At 72.6% G+C, this 17853-nt stretch carries 18 protein-coding genes; 4 read left to right on the top strand and 14 right to left on the bottom strand.

Annotation, left to right across the window (positions count from 1 at the left end; translation table 11 throughout):
* The first annotated feature begins 172 nt into the window (after positions 1 to 172).
* Together ABZ386_RS21275 and ABZ386_RS21270 are read left to right on the top strand one after the other, a co-directional pair.
* The gene (locus tag ABZ386_RS21275) at positions 173 to 955 is read left to right on the top strand and encodes a hypothetical protein (RefSeq protein ID WP_351342950.1); all 783 of its coding nucleotides are present in this window, start codon (positions 173 to 175) and stop codon (positions 953 to 955) included.
* A gap of 86 nt (positions 956 to 1041) precedes the next feature.
* Positions 1042 to 1434 (top strand): hypothetical protein, encoded by a 393-nt coding sequence (locus ABZ386_RS21270; protein ID WP_351342952.1) that lies wholly within the window; start codon positions 1042 to 1044, stop codon positions 1432 to 1434.
* A gap of 64 nt (positions 1435 to 1498) precedes the next feature.
* Here the strand turns inward: ABZ386_RS21270 and der are convergent, their stop codons facing one another.
* The 5 genes from der to aroH all read right to left on the bottom strand — a co-directional run bounded on the left by der (position 1499) and on the right by aroH (position 5940).
* Positions 1499 to 2974, bottom strand: a complete 1476-nt coding sequence (gene der, locus ABZ386_RS21265) for a ribosome biogenesis GTPase Der (protein WP_031121139.1) — start codon at positions 2972 to 2974, stop codon at positions 1499 to 1501.
* 78 nt (positions 2975 to 3052) lie between these two features.
* Complete coding sequence (locus tag ABZ386_RS21260) at positions 3053 to 3640, bottom strand: lysophospholipid acyltransferase family protein (protein WP_351343012.1); 588 nt, start codon at positions 3638 to 3640, stop codon at positions 3053 to 3055.
* A gap of 53 nt (positions 3641 to 3693) precedes the next feature.
* Entirely contained in the window at positions 3694 to 4374 is a 681-nt protein-coding gene (cmk, locus tag ABZ386_RS21255) for a (d)CMP kinase (protein ID WP_114251179.1), read from the bottom strand.
* Positions 4375 to 4495: 121 nt separating this feature from the next.
* Positions 4496 to 5581, bottom strand: coding sequence for a prephenate dehydrogenase (locus tag ABZ386_RS21250; protein WP_351342955.1), 1086 nt, complete (start codon positions 5579 to 5581; stop codon positions 4496 to 4498).
* Positions 5578 to 5940 (bottom strand): chorismate mutase, encoded by a 363-nt coding sequence (gene aroH, locus ABZ386_RS21245; RefSeq protein WP_114251181.1) that lies wholly within the window; start codon positions 5938 to 5940, stop codon positions 5578 to 5580. The genes ABZ386_RS21250 and aroH overlap by 4 nt, the downstream gene beginning before the upstream one ends.
* Before the next feature lie 178 nt (positions 5941 to 6118).
* On the opposite strand from aroH, the gene ABZ386_RS21240 reads away from it, so the two are divergent.
* The gene (locus tag ABZ386_RS21240) at positions 6119 to 6571 is read left to right on the top strand and encodes a Rieske (2Fe-2S) protein (RefSeq protein WP_351342957.1); all 453 of its coding nucleotides are present in this window, start codon (positions 6119 to 6121) and stop codon (positions 6569 to 6571) included.
* Positions 6572 to 6594: 23 nt separating this feature from the next.
* Positions 6595 to 7272 (top strand): nucleotidyltransferase domain-containing protein, encoded by a 678-nt coding sequence (locus ABZ386_RS21235; RefSeq protein WP_358965538.1) that lies wholly within the window; start codon positions 6595 to 6597, stop codon positions 7270 to 7272.
* 9 nt (positions 7273 to 7281) lie between these two features.
* On the opposite strand, the gene ABZ386_RS21230 is transcribed toward ABZ386_RS21235, so the two are convergent.
* The 9 genes from ABZ386_RS21230 to ABZ386_RS21190 form a co-directional block, all read right to left on the bottom strand.
* Entirely contained in the window at positions 7282 to 8301 is a 1020-nt protein-coding gene (locus ABZ386_RS21230) for an ADP-ribosylglycohydrolase family protein (RefSeq protein WP_351342961.1), read from the bottom strand.
* Positions 8298 to 9017, bottom strand: coding sequence for an NUDIX domain-containing protein (locus ABZ386_RS21225; protein ID WP_351342963.1), 720 nt, complete (start codon positions 9015 to 9017; stop codon positions 8298 to 8300). Before ABZ386_RS21225 ends, ABZ386_RS21230 begins: the two co-directional genes overlap by 4 nt.
* A gap of 62 nt (positions 9018 to 9079) precedes the next feature.
* Entirely contained in the window at positions 9080 to 10141 is a 1062-nt protein-coding gene (locus ABZ386_RS21220; protein WP_351342965.1) for a pseudouridine synthase, read from the bottom strand.
* Positions 10141 to 10827 (bottom strand): SMC-Scp complex subunit ScpB, encoded by a 687-nt coding sequence (gene scpB / locus ABZ386_RS21215; protein ID WP_355722374.1) that lies wholly within the window; start codon positions 10825 to 10827, stop codon positions 10141 to 10143. Before scpB ends, ABZ386_RS21220 begins: the two co-directional genes overlap by 1 nt.
* Positions 10824 to 12251 (bottom strand): segregation/condensation protein A, encoded by a 1428-nt coding sequence (locus tag ABZ386_RS21210; protein WP_358965536.1) that lies wholly within the window; start codon positions 12249 to 12251, stop codon positions 10824 to 10826. The genes scpB and ABZ386_RS21210 overlap by 4 nt, the downstream gene beginning before the upstream one ends.
* Before the next feature lie 18 nt (positions 12252 to 12269).
* Positions 12270 to 12860 carry a hypothetical protein gene (locus tag ABZ386_RS21205; protein WP_356669573.1) on the bottom strand — a complete coding sequence of 197 codons (591 nt, stop codon included), beginning with the start codon at positions 12858 to 12860 and terminating at the stop codon, positions 12270 to 12272.
* On the bottom strand, positions 12845 to 13972 hold the full coding sequence (locus ABZ386_RS21200; RefSeq protein ID WP_078651145.1) for a ParA family protein: 1128 nt from the start codon (positions 13970 to 13972) through the stop codon (positions 12845 to 12847). The genes ABZ386_RS21205 and ABZ386_RS21200 overlap by 16 nt, the downstream gene beginning before the upstream one ends.
* Positions 13973 to 14433: 461 nt before the next feature.
* Complete coding sequence (gene ald, locus ABZ386_RS21195; RefSeq protein ID WP_351342972.1) at positions 14434 to 15558, bottom strand: alanine dehydrogenase; 1125 nt, start codon at positions 15556 to 15558, stop codon at positions 14434 to 14436.
* 137 nt (positions 15559 to 15695) lie between these two features.
* Positions 15696 to 17735, bottom strand: a complete 2040-nt coding sequence (locus ABZ386_RS21190) for a tetratricopeptide repeat protein (protein WP_358965534.1) — start codon at positions 17733 to 17735, stop codon at positions 15696 to 15698.
* Between the last annotated feature and the right edge of the window lie 118 nt (positions 17736 to 17853).

Genomic DNA, 17853 nt, shown 5'->3' with positions numbered 1-17853 from the left:
GATTCCGGACCGAACGTGACCGTGCGCGCTGGATGGTTCGATTCCGTTCGCTCTGGGGCGTGACTCCCGCCACAGATCGCCCGTTGTCTTCTTCATGAGCCGGGACCCGCCCGGACCACGGACCGGGAGCCACCCGGCCCCGCCCCGCACCACATCCCCGAGGGAGCCACCCGTGCCGCGCATGCTCGACGTCAGCGACGAGGTACGCGCCGAGATCGGCGACGAAGAAGCCGACCGCCTGCTCGCCGGAGAGACCGCCCCGGGCAGTTACGACTGCACGTCCTGCCGCACTCCGGGCGACTCCGAGCAGGAGCGCACCAGTACCGTCCTGTTCATCGGGGACGAGACCGCCGTCCTCGCCTTCGCCCACGCCGGCTGCCTGCCCTCGCAGGTCGTCCAGGTCACCGAGGAGCAGCTCCGGGGCGCCGTGAAGTCCATCACCGGCGACACCGTCGACCTGGAGCCCGACAAGGTGGTGCCCGAGCAGGCGGTGCTCGGCGTGACCAGCGGACTGGTCCTGATCGGCGGGGAGTTGCACCCGGCCCTGGTGGTGGAGCCGACCGCGCCCATCGCCCGGCCCGGCACGACCGGCACCGGCGACGACTTCCTGCCACTGCTGATCGAGCAGGGCTTCATGCCGCTGACCGAGCTGTCCGCCGTACCGCCGGTGCTGCACGGCTGGTCGGTGCTGCTGGCGGTGGGCCGGCTGCACGCGGTGCTTCAGCCGGGCAGCAACGGCGGCCAGCCGGTGGCCTGGTGGCAGGCGCACCAGCCGCTGCAGGTCACCGAGGGCTGGCGGGCGGCCGCCAACAAGCACCAGCAGGTGCTGATGTTCGCCGCGCCGGTCGGCTCGATCGGCCGCCAGCCGCGCGAGGACCTGCTGCGGGACGCGCTGGACAAGGCGGCGGCCAACGGACAGCTCGTCGGTGCGGCGCTGCCCCTGGCCGGCACCTGAGCCGCGTGTCACCCGCGTGGGCCGCAGCCCTGCGAAAGCCGTAACCGGGGCCGCATCCCTTGACCCGCGGGGTCGTTTGGACATACGTGCACGCATACGACGTTCCCCGCCGCCAGTCCTTCTCGTCGGTCCCCTCCGCGCGGTCGGCCCAGGACTCCCAGGGCGGCCCATCGGCCACGCCGATCTATGACGCGCTCTACGCCGAGTACGTCAAGTCCTTCCGCGCACTGCCCGGCGACCGCAGCGGCGAGGAGAAGCTGGGCTTCACCGCCTTCGGGAACATTCCGCACAGTACGGGCTCGTACAGCAGTTCGCACGGCAGCTCGTACAGCGCCTACAGCGCGGGGGCGCAGAGCGCCCGGCACGCTGCCGGACAGCAGCCGCAATGGCAGCGTGTCGGGACGATCGGCTCGCACGGCGGCACGGGCATGCACCACGTGCCCGCCGCACTGCCGCCGGGCCGGCGCAGCGGCGTCTGAGCGAGCACCGCACAGTGGAAGGGGCGGCCCCCAGACGGGGCCGCCCCTTCCACTTCTTGCTTCGCTACTTCTTCTTGCCGCGCTTCTCGCGCACCCGCACCGAGATGTGGATCGGCGTCCCCTCGAAGCCGAACTCCTCGCGCAGGCGGCGCTCGATGAAGCGCCGGTAGCCCGCCTCGATGAAGCCGGAGGCGAACAGCACGAACCGCGGCGGCTTGGTGCCCGCCTGGGTGCCGAACAGGATGCGCGGCTGCTTGCCGCCCCGGACCGGGTGCGGGTGGGCGGCGACCAGTTCGCCGAGGAAGGCGTTCAGCCGGCCCGTCGGGACCCGGGTCTCCCAGCCCGCCAGGGCCGTCTCGATCGCCGGGACCAGCTTCTCCATGTGCCGCCCGGTGCGCGCCGAGACGTTCACCCGGGGCGCCCACGCCACCTGGCCGAGCTCGGTCTCGATCTCCCGCTCCAGGTAGTAGCGGCGCTCCTCGTCGAGGGTGTCCCACTTGTTGAACGCCAGGACGATCGCGCGGCCCGCCTCGACGGCCATGGTGACGATGCGCTGGTCCTGCACCGAGATGGACTCGGCGGCGTCGATGAGGATGACCGCCACCTCGGCCTTCTCGACGGCGGCGGCCGTGCGCAGCGAGGCGTAGTAGTCGGCGCCCTGCTGGAGGTGGACGCGCTTGCGGATGCCGGCGGTGTCGACGAACTTCCAGGTGACGCCGCCGAGTTCGATCAGCTCGTCGACCGGGTCGCGGGTGGTTCCGGCCAGCTCGTTGACGACGACGCGCTCCTCGCCCGCCACCTTGTTCAGCAGGGAGGACTTGCCGACGTTCGGGCGGCCGATCAGGGCGATACGACGCGGGCCGCCGATGCCGCCCCCGCCGAACGTCTCGCGCGGCGCCTCGGGCAGCACCTCCAGGACCTGGTCGAGCATGTCGCCCGTACCGCGGCCGTGCAGCGCGGAGACCGGGTACGGCTCCCCCAGCCCCAGCGACCACAGGTACGCCGCGTCGGCCTCACCGCTCGGGCCGTCCACCTTGTTGGCGCACAGCACGACCGGCTTGCCGGCCTTGCGCAGCAGCCGGACGACGGCCTCGTCGGTGTCGGTGGCGCCGACCTTGGCGTCGACGACGAACACGACCGCGTCGGCGGCCTCGATGGCGTACTCGGCCTGGGCGGCCACGGAGGCGTCGATGCCGAGGACGTCCTGCTCCCAGCCGCCGGTGTCGACGACCTTGAAGCGGCGGCCCGCCCACTCGGCCTCGTACGTCACCCGGTCGCGGGTGACACCCGGCTTGTCCTCGACGACCGCCTCGCGGCGGCCGATGATGCGGTTCACCAGGGTCGACTTGCCGACATTGGGGCGGCCGACGACGGCGAGAACGGGCAGCGGGCCGTGGCCCGCCGCCTCGATGGCACCCTCGACGTCCTCGAGGTCGAAGCCCTCCTCCGCGGCGAGCTCCATGAACTCCGCGTACTCGGCGTCGCCGAGCGCCCCGTGGTCGTGCTCGTGCGCGCCCTCGGGCTGGATGTGGTCGTTCATGAAGTCCGTACCTCGTTCATCGTGGTGGTCGGTGGAGTACCCGCTGTCGTCCGGGCTGATCCACTACTCAAGTGTCGCCTAGCGCCTGGTGAGGCGCCTGGCGTTTTCCAGGTGGGCGGCCAGCTGCTTCTGTATGCGCCCGGTCGCCTCGTCGAGCGCCGTGCGCGTACGGCGGCCGCTGCCGTCGCCGGCCTCGAAGGGCTCGCCGAAGACGACGTCGACGCGCGAGCGCAGCGGAGGCAGCGCCTTTATCAACCGTCCGGGCCGGTCGGAACTTCCCAGCACGGCGACCGGCACGATCGGGGCACCGCTGCGCACCGCGAAGTAGGCGAGCCCGGCGCGCAGCGAGGCGAAGTCGCCCTCGCCCCGGGTGCCCTCCGGGAAGATGCCGAGCACGCCGCCGTTCTCCAGGACGCCCAGCGCCCGGGTGATCGCCGTGCGGTCGGTGGTGTCGCGGTCCACCTTCACCTGCCCGATGCCGAGCAGGAAGGGGTCCAGCGGCCCGACGAACGCCTCCTTCTTGATCAGGAAGTGCGTCGGCCGGGGCGCCACGCCCATGACCATCGGGCCGTCGATGTTGTGGGAGTGGTTGACCGCGAGGATCACCGGCCCGCTGGTGGGCACCCGCCAGGCGCCGAGCACCCGCGGCTTCCACAGCCCGTACATCAGGCCGACGCCGATGCGCCGCCCGACCTCGGCGCCCTTTTCCGAAGGGAGGCTCACTTCCCGGCCCGCTTCTCCTCGACGAGGGTGACGACGCACTCGATGACCTGGGCCAGCGTGAGCTCGGTGGTGTCCACCTCGACGGCGTCGTCCGCCTTGGCGAGCGGGGAGGTCTTGCGGCTGGAGTCGGCGGCGTCGCGCTTGATCAGGGCCTCGCGGGTGGAGTGCACGTCGGCGCCCTTCAGCTCACCGCTGCGGCGGGCGGCGCGCGCCTCCGCGGAGGCGGTGAGGAAGATCTTCAGGTCGGCGTCCGGCAGCACGGTCGTGCCGATGTCCCGGCCCTCGACCACGATGCCGTTCTCCGCGGAGGCCGCGATCGAGCGCTGCAACTCGGTGATCCGGGCCCGCACCTCGGGCACCGCGCTGACCGCGCTGACCTTGGAGGTGACCTCCTGGGTGCGGATCGGGCCGGCCACGTCGACGCCGTCGACGGTGATGGTGGGGGCCTGCGGGTCGGTGCCGGAGACGATCTCGGGCTTGCCGGCCGCGGCGGCGATCGCGGCGGGGTCGTCGATGTCGATGCCGTTGTTCACCATCCACCAGGTGATCGCCCGGTACTGGGCGCCGGTGTCCAGGTAGCTCAGCCCGAGCTGTGCCGCCACGGCCTTCGAGGTGCTCGACTTGCCCGTGCCGGAGGGGCCGTCGATGGCGACAATCACTGGCGTGGCGCTTTCCACAGTGGGGGACCTTCCTGGACCGGGCTGGCGGGGTGGGGGCGCGACTGCCCCGCACAAGGTTACTGGGTTCGTGTCACTCGTCCGGCCGCGCGTCCGTGACGGCACCCCAGCACCTCACGGGCTACTGCCGGATCGCCCAGCCCCGCTCCCGCAGCGCGGCGGACAGCACGGGCGCCGCCTTCGGCTCCACCATCAGCTGCACCAGACCGGCCTGCTGCCCCGTCGCGTGCTCGATCCGCACGTCCTCGATGTTGACGCCCGCCATCCCCGCGTCCGCGAAGATCCGGGCCAGCTGTCCCGGCTGGTCGTCGATGAGCACGGCCACGACCTCGTAGGCGCGCGGAGCGGACCCGTGCTTGCCGGGGACGCGGACCTGCCCGGCGTTGCCGCGCCGCAGGACGTCCTCGATCCCGCCGGTGCCCTCGCGGCGCTTGTGGTCGTCGGAGGACTGCAGGGCGCGCAGGGCCCGCACGGTCTCCTCCAGGTCGGCGGCGACCTCCGTGAGCAGGTCGGCGACCGGCCCGGGGTTCGCGGAGAGGATGTCGATCCACATGCGGGGGTCGGAGGCGGCGATCCGCGTCACGTCCCGGATGCCCTGCCCGCACAGCCGCACGGCGGCCTCCTCGGCGTGCTCCAGGCGCGCGGCGACCAGGCTGGAGACCAGGTGGGGCATGTGGGAGACGAGGGCGACGGCCCGGTCGTGGGCGTCGGCGTCCATCACGACCGGCACGGCACGGCAGTGCGAGACCAGCTCCAGGGCGAGGTTGAGCACCTCGGTGTCGGTGTCCCGGGTCGGGGTGAGCACCCAGGGGCGGCCCTCGAAGAGGTCGCCGGTCGCGGCGAGCGGGCCGGACTTCTCCCGGCCCGACATGGGGTGCGTGCCGATGTAGGCCGCGAGGTCGAGGCCGCGGGCCTCCAGCTCGCGGCGCGGTCCGCCCTTGACGCTGGCGACGTCGAGGTAGCCGCGCGCCAGGCCGCGGCTCATGGCGTCGGCGAGCACGTCGGCCACGTGCGCGGGCGGAGCGGCGACGATCGCCAGGTCGACGGGCCCGTCCGGCGCCTCGTCCGTGCCGGCGCCGAGCGCGGCCGCCGTACGGGCCTGCTCGGGGTCGGGGTCGGCGAGGTGCACCGTGACGCCCCGCTGGGACAGGGCGAGGGCGGCGGACGTGCCGATCAGCCCGGTGCCGATGACGAGTGCGGTCCTCACTGGGCGATGTCCTTGCGCAGGGCGCCCGCGGCGCCGAGGTAGACGTGGGCGATGTCGGCGCGGGGCCGGTCGGACTCGATGTGCGCGAGGACCCGGACGACGCGGGGCATGGCGCCCTCGATGTCGAGTTCCTGGGCGCAGATCAGCGGGACGTCGACGATGCCGAGCTTGCGCGCGGCGGCGGCCGGGAAGTCGCTGTGCAGGTCGGGCGTGGCCGTGAACCAGATGCTGATCAGGTCGTCGGCGGTAAGGCCGTTGCGCTCCAGGATGGCCGTGAGCAGGGCTCCGACCTGCTCGTCCATGTGCCCGGCCTCGTCCCGTTCGAGTTGGACGGCTCCCCGGACCGCTCGTACCGCCACGGCGCTGCTCCTTGCTGACGTGCCTGTCGCTCTGTGTGTCAAGCCTAGTCAGCCCGCGCGGCCCCGGTGCGCGGCGCCCGCCGGGTGAGACGCCGAGGTTGCTTCTCCTTGAGCGGGTTCGGTGCCAGGATGCAGCTATTTCCGATTTATCCGTCTTCGGCATCCTCGGAGTGACGACATGACCCCCAGCACGACACGCCGCACGGTCCTCCTCGCGACAGGCGCCACGGGCGCGGCGGCGCTCGTCGCGGCCTGCGGCGGAGGCGGGGACGACAACGGCTCCGCGTCGACGGCCACCCCCACCGACCAGGGGACCACCGGCACGGAGACGGGCGCCCCGGGCGGCAAGGAGCTGTCCTCCACCGACGAGATCCCGGTCGGCGGAGGCAAGATCTTCAAGGACGACGAGGTCGTGGTGACCCAGCCGGAGCGGGGGCAGTTCAAGGCGTTCTCGGCGATCTGCACCCACCAGCGCTGCACGGTGGGCTCGGTCTCGGACGGCACGATCAACTGCCCCTGCCACGGCAGCAGGTTCCACATCGCCGACGGCTCGGTGGCGAACGGCCCGGCGACCCGGCCGCTGCCCGCCGAGCGGATCACCGTGGAGGGAAATTCGGTGCGGCTGGCCTGAGGGTTCCGCGTACCCTCCCGGACATGCAGCCCGAGACCCTGGTACGCGACCACACGATCTACGCCTGCGTGATGGGGTCGCGCGCCTTCGGGCTGGCGACGGACGGCAGCGACACCGACCGCCGGGGCGTGTTCCTGGCCCCCACGCCCCTGTTCTGGCGCTTCGACAAGCCGCCGACGCACGTCGAGGGGCCCGGCGAGGAGCAGTTCAGCTGGGAGCTGGAGCGGTTCTGCGAGCTGGCCCTGCGCGCCAACCCGAACATCCTGGAGTGTCTGCACTCCCCGCTCGTGGAGTACGCCGACGACACCGGCCGGGAGCTTCTCGCCCTGCGGGGGGCGTTCCTGTCCCGGCGGGTCCACGAGACGTTCACGCGGTACTCGCACAGCCAGCGCCGCAAGCTGGAGGCCGACGTCCGCACCCACGGCATGCCCCGCTGGAAGCACGCGATGCACCTGCTGCGCCTGCTCATCAGCGCCCGGGACCTGCTGCGCACGGGCAGCCTCATGGTCGACGTCGGCGAGCACCGCGAGCCGCTGCTCGCGGTGAAGCGCGGCGAGGTCACCTGGTCCGAGGTCGCGTCCCGGATGACCCGCCTGGAGCGGGAGGCCCACGAGGCCGCCGGCCGCAGCCCGCTCCCGGCGGAACCGGACCGGCGGCGCGTGGAGGACTTCCTCGTCCGGGTACGCCGAGCAGCCCTGTGACGGCAGCCGTCACGCGTCCCAGAGCGCCCCGAGGGTCAGCAGGTCGCTCCGGTACTCGATGCGGTCGGCCCAGTCGCTCGGCCAGGCCTCAGCGCCCAGGTGGGCGCCCGCGAAGGCCCCGGCCAGGCAGGCGATCGAGTCCGAGTCGCCGGCGGTGCAGGCGGCGCGGCGCAGGGCCGTCACCGGCTCTTCGGGGAAGAGCAGGAAGCACAGCAGCCCGGTCGCCAGGGCCTCCTCGGCGATCCAGCCCTCGCCGGTGGCCAGGCACGGGTCGGTCTCGGGCGAGACGGTGCGCACGGCGTGCTGAAGGCGGTCGAGGATCTCCAGGCACTCGTCCCAGCCGCGCGCGATGAACTGCTCGGGGCTCGCATCCTGGGCGCGGCGCCACAGGTCGCCGAGCCAGCGCTCGTGGTAGTGGCTGCGGTTCTCCAGGGCGTACGACCGGAGCAGCCCGACCAGCGCGGCCGGCTCGGTGCCCTGCGCGAGCAGGCGTACGGCGTGCGCGGTGAGGTCGGCGGCCGCGAGGCCCGTCGGATGCCCGTGGGTCAGCGCCGCCTGCAACTGGGCGGCGCCCGCCCGCTGTTCGTCGCTCAGGCCGGGCACCAGGCCCAGGGGCGCGACGCGCATGTTGGCACCGCAGCCCTTGGAACCGATCTGGCTGGCGTCCTGCCAGGGCCGGGCCTCGTCCTTCAGCAGCGAGCAGGCCCTGAGGCAGGTCCCGCCGGGGGCGCGGTTGTTCTGCGGCGACTGGTACCAGTCCACGAACTCCTCACGCAGGGTCCGGGCCAGCACCATCGGGGTGAGCAGCCCCCGGTCCATCGCCGAGCGCACCGCCCGTCCCACCGCCAGGGTCATCTGCGTGTCGTCCGAGACGTAGGCGTGCTTCGGCAGCGGCAGCTCCCGCCACGGCCCGTGCTGGGCGATGATCGTCGGCACGTCGTTGAACTCGGTCGGATATCCCAGCGCGTCCCCGAGGGCGAGCCCCGTGAGTGCTCCGGTGGCGGCTTGCTTGTGAACGAGCGTGGTCATGCGGGGTGTCCTTCCCGGGACGGCCGGAGGAGAGGCGGATGGAGGGTGGTGGCGGTGCCGGCGCGGTACAGCGCGGCGGGCTTGCCCCGGCCGCCGGTCAGCCGCGCGGCACCGGGGACGGGTTCGACGAAGCCCGGCGTGGCGAGCACCTTGCGTCGGAAGTTGGGCCGGTCGAGCGCGGTGCCCCACACGGTCTCGTAGACCCGCTGGAGCTCGCCGAGGGTGAACTCGGGCGGGCAGAAGGCCGTGGCGAGGCAGGTGTACTCGAGCTTGGCGCCGACGCGGTCGTGGGCGTCGGCCAGGATGCGGTCGTGGTCGAAGGCGAGCGGCCCGGCCGTGCCGTAGGGCACCCAGTCGGCCCGGGCGGCGTCGCTGCCGCCGTGCGCCTCGGGCGCGTCGGGCAGCAGCGCGGCGAAGGCGACCGACACGACCCGCATCCGGGGGTCGCGGCCGGGCTCGCTGTATGTCCGCAGCTGCTCCAGGTGCAGCCCCGAGACGTCCGACAGGCCGGTCTCCTCGGCGAGTTCACGCCGCGCGGCCGTCTCCGCGGACTCGTCCGGCTGGACGAACCCGCCGGGCAGGGCCCGGTGTCCGGCGTACGGTTCCTGCCCGCGCTCGACGAGCAGCACGTGCAGGGCGCCGTCCCGGACGGTGAAGACGGCGAGGTCGACCGTGACGGCGAAGGGTTCATGGGCGTACTTGTCGTAGCCGTCCATGACCTGCACCCCCTTTTATAGTCGCCACGACTATAAAAGGGGGTGCAGGTCACTCACAAGTTCTAGAGGTCGACTTCCTGCATCAGCATCCCGACCTCCGTGTTGGACAGCCGGCGCAGCCAGCCCGACTTCTGGTCGCCGAGGGTGATCGGGCCGAAGGCGACCCGCACCAGCTTGTCGACCGGGAAGCCGGCCTCCGCCAGCATCCGGCGCACGATGTGCTTGCGGCCCTCGTGGAGGGTGACCTCGACGAGGTAGTTCTTGCCGGTCTGCTGGACGACCCGGAAGTGGTCCGCGCGCGCGTAGCCGTCCTCCAGCTGGATGCCGTCCTTGAGCTGCTTGCCCAGGTCGCGCGGGATGGGGCCGACGATGTGCGCGAGGTAGGTCTTCTTCACGCCGTACTTCGGGTGGGTCAGCCGGTGGGCCAGCTCGCCGTGGTTGGTGAGCAGGATGACGCCCTCGGTCTCGGTGTCGAGCCGGCCGACGTGGAAGAGCCGGGTCTCGCGGTTGGTGACGTAGTCCCCGAGGCACTGCCGGCCCTCCGGGTCCTCCATCGTCGAGACGACACCGGCGGGCTTGTTCAGCGCGAAGAACTGGTAGCTCTGCGTGGCGACGGTCAGTCCGTCGACCTTGATCTCGTCCTTCTCCGGGTCGACGCGCCGCCCCTGCTCCAGGACGATCTCGCCGTTGACCTCGACCCGGGCCTCCTCGATCAGCTCCTCGCACGCGCGCCGGGAGCCGAAGCCCGCGCGGGCGAGGACCTTCTGAATCCGCTCGCCCTCCTGCTCGGCGCCGGGGAAGGTCTTGGGGAGCTTGACCTCCTTCTTGCCGGCGTACCGGTCGCGGTTGCGCTCCTCGATCTGTGCCTCGTACTCACGGGGGCGCGCCGGGGCCGTACGGCCCTGCTTCTGGGGCTGCTTGGGCCCGCCCTTGGCGCCGCCCCGGGCGGCTCCTCCGCGCCCGGCCTTGGGGCCGTCCTTGGTCGCCCCGGGGCCCACGTCGTAGCGGCGCTCCTCGGGGCGGGGCTTGCGGGGGCGGCCCTGCCCCTGCTTCTGGTCCCTGTTGTTGCCGGCGCCGCGGTGGTTACCGCGCCCGCCGCTCTTGCCGCTGCCGCTGCTTCGCATCAAAGTTCCGTCTGGTCGTCTTCGTCGTCGGTCCCCGGGCTCACCGGGCGGCCCGGCGCGTCGTCGTCGGGCGCGTCCGGGTCGAACGACGGTACGCCCTCCTGGGTCTCGGCCTCGATCGCCTCCGCCTCAGGGAGGAAGGGCGCGAGCTCCGGGAGCTCGTCCAGACCGCGCAGGCCCATCCGCTCCAGGAAGTAGTTCGTCGTCCTGTACAGGATCGCACCTGTTTCGGGTTCCGTGCCCGCCTCCTCTATCAGACCGCGCTGGAGGAGGGTCCGCATGACGCCGTCGCAGTTCACTCCGCGCACGGCCGAGACGCGGCTGCGGCTGACCGGCTGGCGGTAGGCGACGACGGCCAGGGTCTCCAGGGCGGCCTGGGTGAGGCGGGCCTGCTGGCCGTCCAGCACGAAGCGCTCGACGGCGGGCGCGTAGGCGGCGCGGGTGTAGAACCGCCAGCCGTTCGCGACGAACCGCAGTTCGAAACCGCGGCCCTGGAGGGTGTACTCGTCGGCCAGTTCGCGCAGGGCGTCCGCGATCTGCCGCTTCGGCCGCTCCAGTATCTTCGCGAGGTGCTCCTCGGTCGCGGGCTCGTCGACGACCATGAGGACGGCTTCGAGAGCGGGCTTGAGGTCGAGACCGGCGACGTCGCGCAGCCCGGCCGGGACCTCGGTGGTTTCCTGGCTCACGCCTTCTTCTCCTCCTTCGGCGGCTCGGGCGGCCGGTCGAACTCGTCGGTGACGGTCGGGGTCTCGTCCCCGTCCCCGCCGGTCCACCGCACGAGCAGCTCCCCGAGCGCGGCCTCCTGCTCCAGCGCCACGGCCTTCTCGCGGTACAGCTCCAGCAGGGCGAGGAAGCGGGCCACGACGGTCAGGGTGTCGTCGGTGTCCTCCACCAGCGCCCGGAAGCTGGCCTCGCCCAGCTCCCTGAGCCGGGCGACGACGATCTGCGCCTGCTCCTGGACGCTGACCAGGGGGGCGTGGATGTGGTCGACGTACACCTGCGGCTTGGGCCTGGGCTGCATCGCCTTCACGGCGAGCTTGGCGAACCCTTCCGCCCCGATGCTGATGACGACCTCGGGCAGCAGCTCGGCGTGGTGCGGTTCGAGGCCGACGGTACGGGGGTAGCGCCGGGCCTCGTCGTCGAGCCGGCCGCTGAAGATGTCGGCGATCTGCTTGTACGCGCGGTACTGGAGCAGCCGCGCGAACAGCAGGTCCCGGGCTTCGAGCAGCGCGAGGTCGGCCTCGTCCTCCACCTCGGCGGCGGGCAGCAGCCGGGCCGCCTTCAGATCGAGCAGGGTGGCCGCGACGACGAGGAACTCGGTCGTCTCGTCCAGGTCCCAGTCCGGCCCCATGGCCCGGATGTGCGCCATGAACTCGTCGGTCACCTTGGACAGCGCGACCTCGGTGACGTCCAGCTTGTGCTTCGAGATCAGCTGGAGCAGCAGGTCGAAGGGCCCTTCGAAGTTGGCGAGCCGGACCTTGAAGACCCCGTCGTCGGCGTCGGCCGGCACCTGAGTGGTGCCTCCCGGGCCCCCCGTCCCTCCGGCTTCGACCCCGGCCGGGGAAGGTACACCCTCGGCTTCCGGCCCGGCACCAACGGCCACGGGGTCGGAACCGGGCGTCTCGCGCCTTTCCTCCGTCCCGACGGGCTCGGCGGCCGGGTCGGCGGTCCCGGCCGTGGCGACGGACCCGGGAGTGGGATCCTCATGTCCCGCTGCCGTACGAGCGGCTTCGCGCCCCGGCTGCCCGGACGCGCGTTCCGCCTCCGGGGAAACGCCCTCACGGCCCGTCCCGGCACCGCCGGGCGCGAACTCAGCCCGGGCCGGTTCGGCCGCGTACTCGGGCCGGGCAGGTGCGGCCACCGCCTCCGCGGACCCCACGCCGGAGTCGCCGGCGCCCGCGGATTCCACGCCGGGCTCGGCAGCGCCCGTCTCCTCGGGCGGTCCGCCGGAGTCGGCACTGCCTGCGGGCAGCGCACCGGGCCCGACCACGTCCGTCGGCTCGACGTCAGCCGCAGGCTCGGCCGGCCGCGGAGCCCCCGGCCCCCTCCCCAGCGCACGCCGGCGGCCGGCCGGGCCGCCGGGGGGAGGTGGGGAAGCGTTCGAGGTCATGGCCCCCGCAGGCTACCGCTACCGCCCGCGCAGTCGTCGTACGAGGATGCTGGCGTCCCCGCGGGTCTCCAGGTCGGCCAGGACCACGGCGACCGCCTCGCGGACGATGCGGCCGCGGTCGACGGCCAGGCCGTGCTCGCCGCGGAGCACGAGACGGGCGTGCTCCAGGTCCATGAGCTCCTCGGCCGACACGTACACCGTGATCTTCTCGTCGTGCCGCTCACGGCCGCTGGGACGGCGCGTGGCCGCCCGCCCGCGCTTGCGCGGTGCCGCCGCGGCGGCAGCGGCGGCAGAACCTTCCTGCGCCGCCTGCCGACGCCCGGCGCCGGAACGCTCGGCGGCCGCGGAACGACTGCGGGACTCCCCGGCCTCGGCCGGCTCCGCGTCGGCCGCGACATGCTCCGCGCCCTCGCCGTCACCGCCCTGCGCCGGAACCGACTGCGGCGCGTCCTCCGCGCCCGCTGCCGCCGCCGCGTCGCCCTCCCCCGCCGGAGCGGGCACCCGGGCGTCGCCGTTGGCCGGACGCCTGGGCGTGGACGACTGCAGTCCCATCCCCCCTGTCGTACGGAAGAGTTCGTCGGCCCCCGGCAGACTCACTCGGCGTGACACCGGGCGAGCACCTCCCTGGCGAGCTGGCGATAGGCGGCGGCACCGACGGAGTTGGAGGCGTACGTGGTGATCGGCTCACCGGCGACGGTGGTCTCCGGGAAGCGGACCGTGCGCCCGATGACCGTGTGGTAGACGTGGTCGTCGAACGCCTCGACGACACGCGCGAGCACCTCACGGCTGTGCACCGTGCGCGAGTCGTACATCGTGGCGAGGATCCCGTCGAGCTCCAGGTCGGGGTTGAGCCGCTCCTGGACCTTCTCGATGGTCTCCGTCAGCAGGGCCACGCCTCGGAGGGCGAAGAACTCGCACTCCAGCGGCACGATCACCTTGTGCGCGGCCGTCAGGGCGTTGACCGTGAGCAGGCCGAGCGAGGGCTGGCAGTCGATGACGATGAAGTCGTAGTCGTCCAGCAGCGGCTTCAGGGCGCGCTGCAGCGTCGACTCGCGGGCGACCTCGGAGACGAGCTGGACCTCGGCCGCCGACAGGTCGATGTTGCTGGGCAGCAGGTCCATGTTGGGGACCGCCGTCTTCAGCAGCACCTCGTCGGCCGCCATCCCCCGCTCCATGAGCAGGTTGTAGACGGTGAGGTCGAGCTCCATCGGGTTGACGCCGAGTCCGACCGACAGCGCGCCCTGCGGGTCGAAGTCCACGAGCAGGACACGGCGTCCGTACTCCGCGAGCGCGGCACCCAGGTTGATGGTCGACGTGGTCTTGCCGACGCCGCCCTTCTGGTTGCACATCGCGATGATCTTCGCGGGTCCGTGGTCGGTCAGCGGGCCCGGGATCGGGAAGTACGGCAGCGGGCGCCCGGTCGGACCGATGCGCTCCCGGCGCTGTCTGGCCGCGTCGGGCGCGAGAGTGGCCGCGTACTCGGGGTCGGGCTCGTACTCCGCGTCGGGGTCGTAGAAGTGCCCCTCGGGCAGTTCGTCGTAGTCGGCGAAGTGGTTGTGGGGCGCGCCACTTCCGTCGCCGGCCATGGCGTTCACGTGATGGCCATCCATCTTCTGGTGTGCTGTGTGAGTCGCCTGCTGACTCTGGTGGGCTGCGAAGGTGCGCACAGCGACGGAGCCGACAGCCTCGAACCCCGCGGAGCCCTGGCCCCGTGCAGGCATTCCTGGTTGACCACCCCCGGGAGTAAATGTCGACTCATTCACAAGTCGTCTTACCTCCTTGGTGACCAGGAAACTTCTAGACAGGTCAGCGTGGCACCATGCCGACGGTTGGCGACTCTATGGCGTGTCGGGCGTCCGCAGCAACACAATCCGCCGGACCCGGCCCGATGTGTCGGCAATGAAACATCCCGCTGTCAAGGGCGTACGGCCGTCGCACGGCAGGTTTCACCGGTGTGCGAATCGGTTGAAGGGTTACGTTCGAGGCGAGTTGCTCGAGAATCGCGAAGTGACCATACACACATCCGGCCGGACCTTGTCGGGCAAGGTCCGGCCGGTTGCGCGGCGTTGACGGCCTGTGGCGGGGGTCCCTCCGATCGAGCGAAGCCGCGATGGGGGGAGTATCGCCTTTGCCGGTGGGTGACTTAGCCGACTTACCGGCTTGCCGGGGCCGGGCGGGCGGCTCAGCCGAGCAGCGAGGACAGCTCCACGTGCTCCACCCCGTGCGCCTCGGCGACCTCGCGGTAAACGACCTTGCCGTCATGGGTGTTGAGCCCCTTGGCCAGCGCCGGGTCGCGGCGCAGCGCGCCCGCCCAGCCGTGGTCGGCCAGTTCCACGATGTACGGCAGCGTGGCGTTGGTCAGCGCGTAGGTGGAGGTGTTGGGGACCGCGCCGGGCATGTTGGCGACGCAGTAGAAGACCGAGTTGTGGACCTGGAAGGTCGGCTCGGCGTGGGTGGTCGGACGGGAGTCCTCGAAGCAGCCGCCCTGGTCGATCGCGATGTCGACAAGGACACTTCCCGGCTTCATCCGGGAGACGAGCTCGTTGGTGACCAGCTTCGGGGCCTTGGCGCCGGGGACCAGGACGGCACCGATGACCAGGTCGGCCTCCAGGCAGGCCTTCTCCAGCTCCAGGGCGTTGGAGACGACGGTCTGGATCTTCGTGCCGAAGATCTTGTCCGCCTCGCGGAGCTTGTTCACGTCCTTGTCGAGCAGGGTCACGTGGAAGCCCAGGCCGATGGCGATCTGCGCCGCCTGCCAGCCGGAGACACCGCCACCGATGACCACCGCCCGGCCGGCCGGCACACCAGGGACACCGCCGGGGAGCACGCCCCGGCCGCCGTTGGCGCGCATCAGGTGGTAGGCGCCGACCTGCGGGGCCAGCCGGCCCGCGACCTCGGACATCGGGGCGAGCAGCGGCAGCGCGCGGCTGGGCAGCTCGACGGTCTCGTAGGCGATGGCCGTGGTGCCGGACTCCAGCAGGGCGTCCGTGCACTCCTTGGAGGCGGCCAGGTGCAGGTAGGTGAAGAGCGTCTGGTCCTTGCGGAGGCGGTGGTACTCCTCGGCGATGGGCTCCTTGACCTTCAGCAGCAGGTCGGCCGTGGCCCACACCTCGTCGGCGGTGTCCAGGATCCGCGCACCGGCGGCGACGTACTCCTCGTCCGTGATCGAGGAGCCGACGCCGGCGCCGCGCTCGACGACGACCTGGTGGCCGTGGCGCACCAGCTCGTGCACACCGGCGGGGGTGATGGCCACCCGGAACTCGTTGTTCTTGACCTCGCGGGGAATGCCGACCTTCACGTCGATCACGGTCCTTGGCTCAGAGGGTATGGGGGTATTTCTTAGACATACCCGGGCACGTACGGGCACACCGGGAGAGACCGCAGGAGAACGTGCGGCAGAGCCAGTCTAATGAAGGTGTTCCCGCTGTCTAGCCTTTCATTGCATCAATCTTCAGCGGATGCGGCACGGATTTCGCAGGCGTCGGGTTCACTTTGAAGGTTTGAGTCGCCGAGGAGCCGCTCGGCGGCGCCCCGGTGCAGCCCGGCCGACGCGGGGTCCCCGAGGTGCTCGAGGGTGTCGGCGACCCGCAGGTGCAGCGCCGCCTGCAACCGCGTGTCCTCGGCCCGCCGCGCCCACTCCACGGCCTCCCGGCAGGTGCGCAGCGACTCCTCGGGCCGGCCCGCGTACTCCTGGACCCGCGCCAGCTCGCTCAACGCCCGCGCCTGCGCGGCCACGTCGCCGCAACGGCGGTGCCCGGCGATCGCCGAGCGCCAGTTCCGCAGGGCCTCGCCGTAGCGGCCCGCGTAGGTGTGGGCGGCGGCGATCCGCCCGTACAGCCGGGCGGCGTCGGCGCGCTCGCCCCGGGCCAGCCGCTCGGTCAGGGCCCGGCCGAACCAGTCGGCGGCCCGGTCGAAGTCGCCGAGCTCCAGGTGCGCGCCCCCTACGGATTCCATCGCGCGGCCGGTCGCATACGGGTCGTTCACCTCGCGTCCGGCGTCCAGCGCGGCCCGGTAGCGCGCCAGGGCGTCGGCCGTGCGGCCGGTGCGAGCGTCGAGGTCGCCCAGGTTCAGCAGGGCGGCGGCCCGCTCCCGGGGCAGGTCGCGGCGCTCGGCGATGTCGAGGACCAGGCTGTGGATGCCGTACAGGTCGGGCGCCGCCGCCTGGGTGCCGATGTGGGCCACCATCGCCCGCACCAGCTGGGACATCAGCCGCCGGGCCAGGGTGTCCAGCTCCCCGTCGGCGACGGCGAGCCGGGCCGCGGCCAGCAGGGCGGGCCGGGTCAGGCGCAGCCAGTCGGCCGCCGCCCGGGGGGTGGGGAAGCGCAGGGCGCGCGGCATGTCGAGGAGTTTCTGACGCGCCTGGGGGCTGTCGGTCTCGGTGATCGCGCGGCACGCCTGGAGCAGCCGTACGGTCCGCTCCAGCATGCGGGCGCGGGCCAGCTGGAGCTCGGCCGGGCGCTCGTGGTGCCTGGCGAGGGCGCGGAGCAGGGGGTGCAGGCAGCCGGGCACCTCGTACTGCGGCAGCGGCGAGTCCACGGCGTGCAGGAAGCCGAGGGCGACCAGGTCGTCGAGGGTGGTGCGGGCGGTGCCGACCGAGCAGCCGACGAGCGCGGAGGCGACCTGCGGGTCGACCAGTCCGGCCGGGGCGAGGGCGAGCAGGCGCAGCATCCGGGCGGCGGTGGCGGGCAGCGCGGCGTAGGCGAGGCGGAAGACCCGGGTCAGGGCGGTCCCCTCGGGCTCCTCGGCGCGCAGCTGCTTGGCGAGGTCGGAGACGGCCGCCTTGGGGCGGGCGGCGAGCCAGCCGCCGGCCAGCATCAGCGCGGCCGGCTGCCCCTGGCACTCCTCGGCGAGGCCCTCGGCGGCCCGGGGGTCGACGGTGATGCGGACCGAGCCGGTGTGCCGGGACAGCAGCTCCACCCCGGACTTGGCGTCCAGGCCGCCCAGCGTGCAGGGGCGGACATCCGAGATACCGGTCAGCGGGCCCTCGGAGACCGCGACGACCAGGCAGTCCGGGGCGTCGGGCAGCAGGGCGTCGACCTGCTCGGCGTCGGCCGCGTCGTCCAGCAGGAGCAGGGCCCGGCGGTCGGCGAGGGCGGCGCGCAGGGCGTCGCTGAGGTCGTCCTCGCTAGCGCCGGCCGGGGCCTGCTCGTCCAGGGCGGTGAGCAGGTCGCGGGCGGCGCGCTCGACGGGGACGGGGGTGCCGTCGAGATCGGTCAGGCGGGCGCGCAGCACGCCGTCCGGGTAACGGTCCGCGACCTGCCGTACGAGTTCCTCCGCGAGTGCGGTGCGGCCCGAGCCGGGGCGGCCGGCGATGAGCAGGACACGGGCGCGTGGCGGTTTGCGGCCCGCCAGGGTGTCCAGTCCGGCGCGCTCGATATCGGCGCGCAGTTCCTTCAACTCCCGTGTGCGGCCCAGGAACCGGTTCTCCCCGGCAGCGCGTCCGGTCAGCCGCACGTCGCCTGTCTCCACGACCTGATCCGTCACGGGCCACACTCCCGTCCCACCGCACACGCAAGCCCGCCGGGACTCCGGTTCGGGCGTGTCCCAGAGCCTAGTTCACGCTCTGCAACGTTCCGGGTGGAGCGCGGCGGAGGCATCGCCT

The sequence above is a fragment of the Streptomyces sp. NPDC006140 genome (assembly GCF_040628815.1).
Taxonomy (GTDB): domain Bacteria; phylum Actinomycetota; class Actinomycetes; order Streptomycetales; family Streptomycetaceae; genus Streptomyces.
This window is presented reverse-complemented; position numbering and strand designations above follow the sequence as displayed.

Coding starts and splice junctions, on each gene's coding strand:
- der (WP_031121139.1), bottom strand. CDS start 2,974: ATGAACGACCACATCCAGCCCGAGGGCGCGCACGAGCACGACCACGGG.
- ABZ386_RS21260 (WP_351343012.1), bottom strand. CDS start 3,640: ATGTACGGGCTGTGGAAGCCGCGGGTGCTCGGCGCCTGGCGGGTGCCC.
- ABZ386_RS21240 (WP_351342957.1), top strand. CDS start 6,119: ATGACCCCCAGCACGACACGCCGCACGGTCCTCCTCGCGACAGGCGCC.
- ABZ386_RS21235 (WP_358965538.1), top strand. CDS start 6,595: ATGCAGCCCGAGACCCTGGTACGCGACCACACGATCTACGCCTGCGTG.
- ABZ386_RS21230 (WP_351342961.1), bottom strand. CDS start 8,301: ATGACCACGCTCGTTCACAAGCAAGCCGCCACCGGAGCACTCACGGGG.
- ABZ386_RS21225 (WP_351342963.1), bottom strand. CDS start 9,017: ATGGACGGCTACGACAAGTACGCCCATGAACCCTTCGCCGTCACGGTC.
- ABZ386_RS21220 (WP_351342965.1), bottom strand. CDS start 10,141: ATGCGAAGCAGCGGCAGCGGCAAGAGCGGCGGGCGCGGTAACCACCGC.
- ABZ386_RS21210 (WP_358965536.1), bottom strand. CDS start 12,251: ATGACCTCGAACGCTTCCCCACCTCCCCCCGGCGGCCCGGCCGGCCGC.
- ABZ386_RS21200 (WP_078651145.1), bottom strand. CDS start 13,972: ATGCCTGCACGGGGCCAGGGCTCCGCGGGGTTCGAGGCTGTCGGCTCC.